Source organism: Palleronia salina (genome assembly GCF_900141995.1).
Classification (GTDB): Bacteria; Pseudomonadota; Alphaproteobacteria; order Rhodobacterales; family Rhodobacteraceae; genus Palleronia; species Palleronia salina.
The window spans coordinates 76,428-86,980 of the sequence record NZ_FQZA01000013.1; the positions used below are offsets into that span (position 1 = coordinate 76,428).

The window sequence follows — 10,553 nt, forward strand, 5'->3', positions numbered from 1 at the left end:
CCCCTTTCGATGCGGCGTAGAAAGCGGGCGGCCCTGTCGCGCCCGAGGCTAGGCGGATCGGGCGGGCCTTGGCAAGACCGGCCCGGGACGGTTCCGCAAGGGAAGTGTGCCGCGGGGCCTTCCCCCGGTGGCGGCGCCCATTTATCGTGCGGCCCATGGCCGATCCCACCTTCATTCACCTGCGCGTCCACACCGAATATTCCCTGCTCGAGGGGGCGGTGCGGCTGAAGAAACTGCTCGGCCTCGTCGCCGGCCACGGCATGCCGGCGGTGGCGGTGACGGACACCGACAACATGTTCGCCGCGCTGGAATTTTCCGTGGCGGCCATGGAGGCGGGCGTGCAGCCCATCGTCGGCTGCCAGGTCTCGGTGCTCGACTTCGGCGAGGCGGTACAGGGCCGCCAGATCCCGCGCCCCGCGCCGCTGGTCCTGCTGGCGCAGTCCGAGACGGGATACGAGAACCTGATGAAGCTGAACTCGGCGCTCTACCTGCGCGAGGGCGGTGACCTGCCGCACGTGACCCCGGGCAATCTGGCGGGCCATGGTGAGGGGCTCATCTGCCTGACGGGCGGTCCGGACGGCCCGGTGGGCCGCCTGTTGCAGCAGGGCGCCCGCGACAAGGCCGAGGCGCTGATGGCCGAGCTGGCCGCGATCTATCCCGACCGCCTGTATGTCGAGCTTCAGCGCCACCCGGGCGAGGGCGGCGCGCTGCCAGAGGCCGAGGCCCGGACCGAGCGCGGGCTGGTGGAAATGGCCTACGCCATGGACCTGCCGCTGGTCGCGACCAACGACGTCTATTTCCCGAAATCCGAGATGTACGAGGCGCATGACGCGCTGATCTGCATCGCCGACGGCGCCTACGTGGACCAGAACGAACCGCGCCGCCGCCTGACGCCGCAGCATTACCTGAAGTCGCCGGCCGAGATGGCGACGCTGTTCGCCGACCTGCCCGAGGCCATCGAGAACACGGTCGAGATCGCGCGCCGCTGCGCCTTCGCCGCCTACAGGCGCGACCCGATCCTGCCGAGATTCGCCGATGACGAGGTCGAGGAACTGCGCCGCCAGGCGGTCGAGGGCCTGAAGGCCCGTCTCGCGGTCATCCCGCACGCCGCCCCCGTCGAGGAGTACGAGAAGCGGCTGGAGTTCGAGCTGGGAATCATCGAGGGGATGGGCTTTCCCGGCTACTTCCTGATCGTGGCGGACTTCATCAAGTGGGCCAAGGACCACGACATTCCCGTGGGTCCCGGCCGCGGTTCGGGCGCGGGCAGCCTCGTGGCCTACGCGCTGACCATCACCGACCTCGACCCCTTGCGCTATTCGCTGCTGTTCGAGCGGTTCCTGAACCCCGAGCGGGTCAGCATGCCCGACTTCGACATCGACTTCTGCATGGACCGCCGCGAAGAGGTGATCCGCTACGTCCAGGAGAAATACGGCCGCGACAAGGTGGGCCAGATCATCACCTTCGGCGCGCTTCTGTCCAAGGCCGCCGTGCGCGACGTGGGCCGGGTGCTCCAGATGCCCTACGGGCAGGTGGACCGGCTGTCGAAGATGATCCCGGTCGAGGGCGTCAAGCCCGTGAGCATCGAGAAGGCGCTGGCCGACGAGCCGCGCCTGCGCGAGGAGGCCAAGAACGAGGAGGTCGTCGCCCGCCTTCTGGACTATGGCCAGCAGGTCGAGGGGCTGCTGCGCAATGCCTCGACCCATGCCGCCGGTGTCGTGATCGGCGACCGGCCGCTGGACGCGCTGGTGCCGCTGTACCGCGACCCGAAATCGGACATGCCGGCCACCCAGTTCAACATGAAGTGGGTCGAACAGGCGGGGCTGGTGAAGTTCGACTTCCTGGGCCTGAAGACGCTGACGGTCATCCAGAACGCCGTGGACCTCATCAACCAGACCCGGCCCATCCACATCGCCGCCGATGGAACCGAGCTCTATGCCCCGGCCCCCGGCGCCGAGAACCAGATGAACCTGATCCCGCTGGACGACGAAAGGTCCTACGCGCTTTACGCCAAGGCCAAGACCGTCGCGGTGTTCCAGGTGGAATCCACGGGCATGATGGACGCGCTGCGGCGCATGAAGCCCACCTGCATCGAGGATATCGTCGCGCTGGTCGCGCTCTACCGGCCCGGCCCGATGGAGAACATCCCGAAATACTGCGAGGTGAAGAACGGCCTGTCGGAGCGCGACACGCTGCACCCATCGGTCGATCACATCCTCGACGAGACGCAGGGCATCATCGTCTACCAGGAGCAGGTGATGCAGATCGCGCAGGAAATGGCGGGCTATTCGCTGGGCGGCGCCGACCTGCTGCGCCGCGCCATGGGCAAGAAGATCCAGGCCGCCATGGACGCCGAGAAGCCCAAGTTCCTGGCGGGGGCCAAGAAGAACGGGGTCGACGAGAAGACGGCGCAGGAGACCTGGGCGCTGCTCGACAAGTTCGCCAACTACGGCTTCAACAAGTCCCACGCCGCGGCCTACGCGGTCGTCAGCTACCAGACCGCGTGGCTGAAGGCGAACCACCCGGTCGAGTTCATGGCCGGCGTCATGAACTGCGATATCCACCTGACCGACAAGCTGGCCGTCTACGCCGAAGAGGTGCGCCGCGGGCTCGATATCGAGATCGTGCCGCCCTGCGTGAACCGCTCGGCCGCGGCATTCTCGGTCAAGGACGGCGCGGTGGTCTACGGTCTCGGCGCGCTGAAGAACGTCGGCCTCGACGCCATGCAGCTGATCGTGGCCGGTCGGCGCGACCAGGACGACTCGGCGGCAGAACAGGTGCGTGGCGCGGCGGGCGCGGATGGCGAGGTCATGGCGACGAAGCTGGCCGCGCAGGACAGCGGCACCGACCGGCCCTTCGCCACGCTCTACGACCTGGCGCGACGGGTGGACCTGAAGCGTGTCGGGAAGCGACCGATGGAGATGCTGGCCCGCGCTGGTGCCTTTGACCAGCTGGACCCGAACCGCCGGCGGGTGTTCGAAAGCCTGGACGCGCTGGTGGCGTACTCGGCCGCGATCCACGAGCAGAAGGCCAGCGCGCAGGTGTCGCTGTTCGGCGAGGCGGGCGAGGACCTGCCCGAGCCGCGGCTGTCCCCCGTGGATGACTGGCTGCCCGCCGAACGGCTGGCCGAGGAGCACAAGGCCATCGGCTTCTACCTGTCGGGCCACCCGCTGGACGACTACATGCCCGCGCTGAAGCGCAAGGGCGTGATGACCTTCGAGGCGCTGGGGCAGGAGGCGCAGGCCGGTCCCAAGGCCGCCAAGATCGCCGCCACCGTCTCGGGCCGGCAGGAGCGCAAGTCGGCCAAGGGCAACCGCTTTGCCTTCGTGCAGGCGAGCGACCCGACGGGCCTGTTCGAGACGATGGTCTTCTCGGACACGCTGGAGGCGTCGCGCGACCTGCTGGAGCCGGGATCGAACGTGCTCATGCAGGTCGAGGCCACGGTCGAGGCCGAGCAGTTGAAACTGCTCTGCCGGTCGGTTCAGCCCATCGATCAGGCCATCGAGGACGCGGCCGGCGGGGGCCTTCTGGTCTTCATCTCGTCGGACGAGGCCATCGGCCCGGTGGCGGCCGTGCTGGACCGTGCCAAGGCCGAATCGCGCATCCGTGCGCGCGGGCCGGTGAACCTGTGCCTGATGGATCCGGACCTGCCGGGCGAGGTCGAGGTCACGCTGGGCGATGCCTTCCCGGTGACGCCGCAGATCAAGGGCGCGCTGAAGTCGCTGCAGGGGGTCGTCACGGTGGACGACATCTGACGGGCGGGCGCGCGGCCTACCAGTGCGGCGGGCGCTGGTCCCCCAGGGGGATGCTGCCGCCCTGGTCGTATTCGCGCCCGGCCTCGCGCTCCATCAGCATCGCCACGCGCCGCTCCAGCAGCGCGATGCGGTCGTCCTGCCGCGCCACGGTATCCGACAGGTCGTCGTTCACCCGCTCCAGGTGCGCCAGCCGTTCTTCGATCGCCGTCATGTCCATGCGCGGCCCTTACCATGCGGGCTTGCCACGGGCCAGCTTCCTTGCACGCCCGGTGGCGCTGGGCTAGACGAGCCGCGTCCGATTGACCGCCCGGAAGGGACCCATGGCGAAGCAGAAAAAACAGCCGCGCCCCAAGGCCGTGACGCCGAAGGGCTTTCGCGATTATTTCGGCGCCGAGGTGACGCGCCGGGCCGACATGCTGGCCCGGATCGCGCGGATCTACCATCGCTATGGTTTCGACGCGCTCGAGACGTCTGGCGTCGAGACGGTCGAGGCGCTGGGCAAGTTCCTGCCCGACGTGGATCGCCCGAACGAGGGCGTCTTCGCGTGGGAGGAAGACGGCGACTGGCTGGCCCTGCGCTATGACATGACGGCCCCGCTGGCCCGCGTCGCCGCGCAGTATCGCAACGATCTCCCGTCGCCCTATCGCCGCTATGCCATGGGGCCGGTCTGGCGCAACGAAAAGCCCGGGCCGGGGCGATTCCGCCAGTTCTATCAATGTGATGCCGACACGGTGGGCAGCGCGTCCATGGCCGCCGACGCCGAGATCTGCGCCATGCTGTCGGACGTGTTCGAGGATCTGGGCCTTGGCGGCGACTACATCATTCGGGTGAACAACCGGAAGGTCTTGAACGGCGTGATGGAGGTCGCGGGCATCGGCGGCCCCGAGCACGAGGCCGAGCGCGGCATCGTGCTGCGCGCCATCGACAAGCTCGATCGGCTGGGCGAGGACGGCGTGCGCGCGCTGCTGGGCGAGGGCCGCAAGGACGACAGCGGCGATTTCACCAAGGGCGCGGGGCTGGGCGATGAACAGGCCGACGTGGTGATGGGGTTCATGGGCGCGCTTGGCTCGGACGGGGCCGCGACGCTGGCGAACCTCGACGGCCTGGTCGCGGACTCCGAGGTCGGCCGCGAGGGCGTGGATGAACTCCGCCAGATCGCCGACCTTCTTGCAGCCCAGGGCTACGGCCCCGACCGCATCGTCATCGACCCGTCGGTGGTGCGCGGCCTCGGATATTACACCGGCCCGGTCTACGAGGCCGAGCTGACCTTCGAAGTGACGGATGAGAAGGGCCGCCCGCGCCAGTTCGGCAGCGTGGCGGGCGGCGGGCGCTACGACGATCTGGTCAAGCGCTTCACGGGGCAGGAGGTGCCGGCCACCGGCGTCAGCATCGGCGTCGATCGCCTGCTGGCCGCGCTGACCATGAAGGGCCGCTTCGACGACGCCGAGGACGGCCCGGTCGTCGTTACCGTGATGGATAAATCGCGCCTCGCGGCCTACCAGGCGATGGTGTCGGATCTGCGGAAGGCCGACATCCGGGCCGAGCTCTACCTCGGGAACCCCAAGAATTTCGGCAACCAGCTGAAGTATTGCGACAAGCGCGGCGCCCCCTTCGCCATCATCCAGGGCGAGGACGAGGCGGCGCGCGGCGTGGTGCAGATCAAGGACCTGAAGCTGGGCGCGCGCCTGGCCTCCGAGCTTAGCCACGAGGAATGGCGCGACCAGCCCGCGCAGTTCGAATGCCGGCTCGAGGACATGGTGTCCGAGATCAAGGCGCGGCTGGGATGACATTGCCCCCCAAGGCCACCGAGCGGGCCGAGGCCGAGCGGCTGCTGGCGCTGTTCCTCGACCACGGCGCCGAGCGGGTCGAGCCGGATCTCCTGCTGCCCGCCGACACGCTGCTTGATCTCTACGGCGAGGACATCCGCGCGCGCGCCTTCGTCACCCCCGGCCCCGACGGGGGCGAGGCGATGCTGCGTCCGGACTTCACGGTGCCGGTGGTGCAGTGGCACATGGCCCGCCGCGGCGATCCCGCGCGCTATGCCTATGCCGGATCGATCTTCCGCCGCCAGCCCGACCCGTCGCGCCCGCATGAATACCTGCAGGCGGGGTTCGAGCTGTTCGGTCACGACGCGGCCGAGGCCGATGCCGAGGTCTTCGACCTGATCCACGCGCAGGTGGCCCATCTGCGTCCGCGCATCGTGACCGGTGACACCGGGATCCTGACCGCCGCGGTCATGGGGCTCGAGACCACCGCCGACCGGCGCAACGCCTTGCTGCGCCATATCTGGCGGCCGCTGCGGTTCCGCGCCCTGCTGGACCGGTTCTCGGGAAAGACACCTGTTGCCCCGGCGCGCGCGGACCTGCTGGCGGCGGCGGACCCCTTCGCCGAGGCCGGCCCCGAGATCGGGCTGCGAAGCCGGACCGAGGTCGAGACGCGCCTGGCCGCCCTGCGCGCCGATGCCGCCGCGCCCCCGTTGGCCGCCCGCGACGTGGCGCTGATCGACGATATCCTCAGCCTCAGCGCGCCCAGTGACGCGGCGCTGGAACGATTGCGCGACATCGCCGTGGACCTGCCCGCGATCACGCCCGCGACCGACGGGCTGGCCCGCCGGCTGGATGCGCTGGACGCGCGCGGGATCGCGCCCGCGCGGCTCAGGTTCGAAGGCAGCCATGGCCGCAGCACCATGGAATATTACGACGGGTTCGTCTTCACGCTCAGCCTGCCGGACCGTCCCGACCTGCCGCCCGTCGCCACCGGCGGCCGCTACGACGCGCTGACCCGCGCGCTGGGCGGCGGCGACGGCATGCGGGCCGTGGGCGGCGTGATCCGCCCCGGCGTGATCCTGGAGGGCACCGCATGATCAAGCTCGGCGTGCCGTCCAAGGGACGGCTGATGGAGAAGACGTTCCAGTGGTTCGCCGAACGCGGCATCACCATGGAAAAGGTCGAGGACCGCGAATACGCCGGTCGCGTCAGCGGGATCGACGGGGTCGAGATGGTCCTGCTGTCTGCGGGCGAGATTCCAAGGGAACTGGCTGCGGGCCGCATCCATCTGGGCGTCACCGGATCCGACCTTGTGCGCGAGAAGCTCGCCGGTTGGGACAGCCGCGTTGAGGAACTGGCGCGCATGGGGTTCGGACACGCCGACCTGGTGATCGCCGTGCCGAATTTCTGGGTCGACGTGGAGACGCTGGACGACCTGGATGCCGCCGCCGCCGCGTTTCGCCGCCGCCATGGCCACCGGCTGCGCATCGCGACCAAGTATCACCGGCTCATGCGCGAATACCTGCGCGGCCACGGGGTTGCCGACTACCAGCTTGTGGACAGCCAGGGCGCGACCGAGGGCACGGTGCGCAACGAGACGGCCGAGGCGATCGCCGACATCACCTCGACCGGTGAGACCCTGCGCGCCAACCACCTGAAGACCCTGTCCGACGGACCCGTGCACGCCAGCCAGGCGACGCTGTTCCGCGCGGTCGACGCACCGTGGGACGACGCGGCGCAAGCCACGCTCGCCGATCTGCGCGGCCGGCTCGGGGTCTGATCCTGGCCTAGCGCACCCCGATCTCGGCCAGCGCGGCCATCAGCTTGGGCGGCAGATCCGATTCGCCCTGCGTGGCGCTGCCCAGGTCGGCGGGGGCGTCCTGCGGTTGCAGGTAACGCCAGCCCTGGAAGGGGCGTTTGGGGGTCGCCTCGGTGCGGATCACCTCGTCCGACAGCAGGATCGCGCAGCGACGGATGCCGTCTTCGCCCCTGAGGTCGTCGAATCCCAGAATCCGCTGGCGCGCCAGGATCACGCCCTGGATCACCCAGTACATCGACCCGCCATCCAGCAACTCGTCGACCCGCTTGGGAAACATGCGCGTGACGTGGTAATACTGCCCGTCGCGCCGCTGTTTCGAGCGGTGCTGCTGCCAGTCGATCAGCTGGTCGATGGATTCGGACCCCACGCTCAACTTCAGCATGTGCAGTTTTGCCGACATCGCGCATTTACCCCCAGACTTATCCACAATCCTGTGGCGGACACCCCGTCCAATACCCTATATAGAGACTCCGTCGCCGCAGGACCATGCGGCGAAGCCATCCCCTGCTGCGAAAGAAGGCCCGCCATGACCCGCTTTGCCGCCCCTATCTCGGAACAGATCTGGGACATGAAATACCGCCTGAAACAGGCGGACGGCACGCCCGTGGACCGCAGCGTCGAGGATACCTGGCGCCGTATCGCCCGGTCGCTGGCGACGGTCGAGGATGACGCGGACGCCTTCGAGGCCGAGTTCTACGCCGCACTGGAGGACTTCAAGTTCCTGCCCGCCGGTCGCATCGTGGCGGGCGCGGGCACCGACCGCAGCGTGACCCTGTTCAACTGCTTCGTCATGGGCACGATCCCCGATTCGATGTCGGGCATCTTCGAGCATCTGCGCGAGGCCGCGCTGACCATGCAGCAGGGCGGCGGCATCGGCTACGACTTCTCGACCATCCGGCCCAAGGGCGCGAACGTGCACGGCGTGGCCGCCGATGCGTCGGGGCCGCTGTCCTTCATGGACGTGTGGGACGCCATGTGCCGCACCATCATGTCGGCGGGCGCGCGGCGCGGCGCGATGATGGCGACCCTGCGCTGCGACCACCCCGATATCGAGGCGTTCATCGAGGCCAAGTCCGACCCGGCCCGCCTGCGTAACTTCAACGTCAGCGTGCTGGTCACCGACGCCTTCATGGAAGCCGTGAAGGCCGACGAGGCGTGGGAGCTGGCCTTCGACGGCAAGGTGATGAAGACGCTGCAGGCGCGCGACCTGTGGAACAAGATCATGCGCGCGACCTACGACTACGCCGAGCCGGGCGTGATCTTCATCGACCGCATCAACAAGGCCAACAACCTCGCCTACTGCGAGACCATCGCGGCGACGAACCCCTGCGGCGAGCAGCCCCTGCCGCCCTACGGCGCGTGCCTGCTGGGCTCGGTGAACCTCGCCCGGCTGGTCGGCGACCCGTTCGGCCCCGATGCCGCGCTGGACGACGCCGCGCTGGAGCGGCTGGTGGCCAGCGCCGTGCGCATGATGGACAACGTGGTCGATGCCTCGCGCTTCCCGCTGGAAGAGCAGGCGCAGGAGGCCGCGGCCAAGCGCCGGATCGGCCTGGGCGTCACCGGGCTGGCCGACGCGCTGGCCATGGTCGGCGTGCGCTACGGGTCCGAGGAGGCGGCGCGTCTGACCGAGGACTGGATGCACCGGATCGCCCGCGCCGCGTACCTGACCTCGGCGCAGCTGGCGGCCGAAAAGGGCGCCTTCCCGCTGTTCGATGCCGACAAGTACCTGGCCTCGGGCGCGCTGGAACACATGGACGACGACGTGAAGGACGCGATCCGCAAGCACGGCATCCGCAACGCGCTGCTGACCAGCGTCGCGCCCACCGGCACCATCAGCCTGTTCGCGGGCAACGTGAGCTCGGGGATCGAGCCGGTCTTCGCGCATGCATACACCCGCAAGGTCCTGCAGAAGGACGGGTCGCGCACCGAGGAAGAGGTCGTGGACTACGCCGTGCAGATGTGGCGCGACCGGAACGGCGACGCCGACCTGCCCGACCATTTCGTGAGCGCGCAGACACTCGATCCGATGGACCACGTGCGGATGCAGGCGGCGGCGCAGAAATGGGTGGATTCGTCGATCTCGAAGACGATCAACTGCCCCGAGGACATCAGCTTCGAAGCCTTCAAGGACGTCTACATGCAGGCCTACGAGACGGGCTGCAAAGGCTGCACGACCTACCGCCCCAACGCGGTGACCGGCAGCGTGCTGAGCGTGAGCGAGACCGCCGACGCCAGCCCCGCCGAGGCGCAGAAAAGCGAGGAAGGCGAGGTCATCTACATGTCCGAGCCGCTGAGCCGTCCGCAGGCGCTGGAAGGGTCGACCTACAAGCTGAAATGGCCCGGTTCGGAGCACGCGCTCTACATCACGGTGAACGACCTGATCCAGAACGGCCACCGGCGCCCCTTCGAGATCTTCGTGAACTCGAAGAACATGGAGCATTTCGCCTGGACCGTGGCGCTGACGCGCATGATCTCGGCCGTGTTCCGCCGCGGCGGCGACGTGAGTTTCGTGGTGGAAGAGCTCAAGGCCGTCTTCGACCCCCGCGGCGGCGCGTGGATGGAGGGCAAGTACATCCCCTCGATCATCGCGGGCATCGGCGGCGTGATCGAGCGGCACATGATCGCCACCGGCTTCCTCGCCGGCGAGGGGCTGGGCCTGAAGTCCGATCCGCAGGCCCAGGTGGTCGCGCTGGGCAGCACGCCCGCCAAGGCCTGCCCCAGCTGCGGCAGCTTCGAGATGCGCATGGTCGAAGGCTGCATGACCTGCGCTGCCTGCGGCCACTCGAAATGCGGGTGAGCGCAGACGCGCGGTAATGTTTGTGCCGCCAATCAAAGTTTGCACATTTGGGCCAGTTTCGCGCACATTTTACAAGATATCCGTGAGCTGCCCCAACCGAGTGGTCCAGGTTGATTGTTAGTGCATCGCTGGTCGCCGGTCGACGGCTATGATGCTCTCCGGCGCCGGAGGCCTGTAGCCCAAGGCGCTGTGGGGCCGGACGGTATTGTAGTGGCGACGCCACCGCTCGATGAGGATCTGGGCCTCACGGAGCGAATAGAAAACCTCTCCGTCGAGCAGCTCGTTGCGGAATCGAGCGTTGAAGCTTTCGCAGTAGCCGTTCTCCCAAGGTGAGCCAGGCTCGATGTAGGCGGTCTTGGCACCGACGGCGCCGATCCAGTCGCGGACCTTCAGAGCAACAAATTCGGCACCGTTGTCGG

General features: G+C 68.4%; 8 protein-coding genes. 5 read left to right on the forward strand and 3 right to left on the reverse strand.

The features are described from left to right. The first annotated feature begins 155 nt into the window (after positions 1-155). Positions 156-3,752 carry a DNA polymerase III subunit alpha gene (gene dnaE / locus BUB76_RS15135; RefSeq protein WP_073129636.1) on the forward strand — a complete coding sequence of 1,199 codons (3,597 nt, stop codon included), beginning with the start codon at positions 156-158 and terminating at the stop codon, positions 3,750-3,752. 16 nt (positions 3,753-3,768) lie between these two features. On the opposite strand, the gene BUB76_RS15140 is transcribed toward dnaE, so the two are convergent. After that, a complete protein-coding gene (locus BUB76_RS15140; protein ID WP_073129647.1) occupies positions 3,769-3,963 on the reverse strand; it encodes a SlyX family protein in 195 nt (64 codons plus the stop codon). A 109-nt stretch (positions 3,964-4,072) separates the two neighbouring features. Between BUB76_RS15140 and hisS the strand changes: the two genes are divergently transcribed. Genes hisS through hisG form a run of 3 tightly spaced genes read left to right on the forward strand, consistent with a single transcriptional unit; the run spans position 4,073 to position 7,298 of the window. Continuing rightward, positions 4,073-5,539, forward strand: coding sequence for a histidine--tRNA ligase (hisS, locus tag BUB76_RS15145; RefSeq protein WP_073129637.1), 1,467 nt, complete (start codon positions 4,073-4,075; stop codon positions 5,537-5,539). Beyond that, positions 5,536-6,615 carry an ATP phosphoribosyltransferase regulatory subunit gene (locus tag BUB76_RS15150; protein WP_073129638.1) on the forward strand — a complete coding sequence of 360 codons (1,080 nt, stop codon included), beginning with the start codon at positions 5,536-5,538 and terminating at the stop codon, positions 6,613-6,615. Before hisS ends, BUB76_RS15150 begins: the two co-directional genes overlap by 4 nt. Next, positions 6,612-7,298: an ATP phosphoribosyltransferase gene (hisG, locus tag BUB76_RS15155; RefSeq protein ID WP_073129639.1), complete on the forward strand. Its 687-nt coding sequence runs from the start codon at positions 6,612-6,614 to the stop codon at positions 7,296-7,298. The genes BUB76_RS15150 and hisG overlap by 4 nt, the downstream gene beginning before the upstream one ends. A gap of 7 nt (positions 7,299-7,305) precedes the next feature. Here the strand turns inward: hisG and BUB76_RS15160 are convergent, their stop codons facing one another. Further along, the gene (locus tag BUB76_RS15160; RefSeq protein WP_236737934.1) at positions 7,306-7,719 is read right to left on the reverse strand and encodes a DUF1489 family protein; all 414 of its coding nucleotides are present in this window, start codon (positions 7,717-7,719) and stop codon (positions 7,306-7,308) included. Between the two features lie 144 nt (positions 7,720-7,863). On the opposite strand from BUB76_RS15160, the gene BUB76_RS15165 reads away from it, so the two are divergent. After that, the gene (locus BUB76_RS15165; RefSeq protein ID WP_073129641.1) at positions 7,864-10,134 is read left to right on the forward strand and encodes an adenosylcobalamin-dependent ribonucleoside-diphosphate reductase; all 2,271 of its coding nucleotides are present in this window, start codon (positions 7,864-7,866) and stop codon (positions 10,132-10,134) included. A 117-nt stretch (positions 10,135-10,251) separates the two neighbouring features. Here BUB76_RS15165 and BUB76_RS15170 read toward each other — a convergent pair. After that, positions 10,252-10,553: integrase core domain-containing protein (locus BUB76_RS15170; RefSeq protein ID WP_139250892.1), on the reverse strand; the 302-nt coding region annotated here is incomplete at its 5' end.

What these genes read in the sequence shown, in the direction of transcription:
- dnaE (WP_073129636.1), top strand. Translation starts at nt 156, where the DNA reads ATGGCCGATCCCACCTTCATTCACCTGCGCGTCCACACCGAATATTCC.
- BUB76_RS15140 (WP_073129647.1), bottom strand. Translation starts at nt 3,963, where the DNA reads ATGACGGCGATCGAAGAACGGCTGGCGCACCTGGAGCGGGTGAACGAC.
- hisS (WP_073129637.1), top strand. Translation starts at nt 4,073, where the DNA reads ATGGCGAAGCAGAAAAAACAGCCGCGCCCCAAGGCCGTGACGCCGAAG.
- BUB76_RS15150 (WP_073129638.1), top strand. Translation starts at nt 5,536, where the DNA reads ATGACATTGCCCCCCAAGGCCACCGAGCGGGCCGAGGCCGAGCGGCTG.
- hisG (WP_073129639.1), top strand. Translation starts at nt 6,612, where the DNA reads ATGATCAAGCTCGGCGTGCCGTCCAAGGGACGGCTGATGGAGAAGACG.
- BUB76_RS15160 (WP_236737934.1), bottom strand. Translation starts at nt 7,719, where the DNA reads ATGCTGAAGTTGAGCGTGGGGTCCGAATCCATCGACCAGCTGATCGAC.
- BUB76_RS15165 (WP_073129641.1), top strand. Translation starts at nt 7,864, where the DNA reads ATGACCCGCTTTGCCGCCCCTATCTCGGAACAGATCTGGGACATGAAA.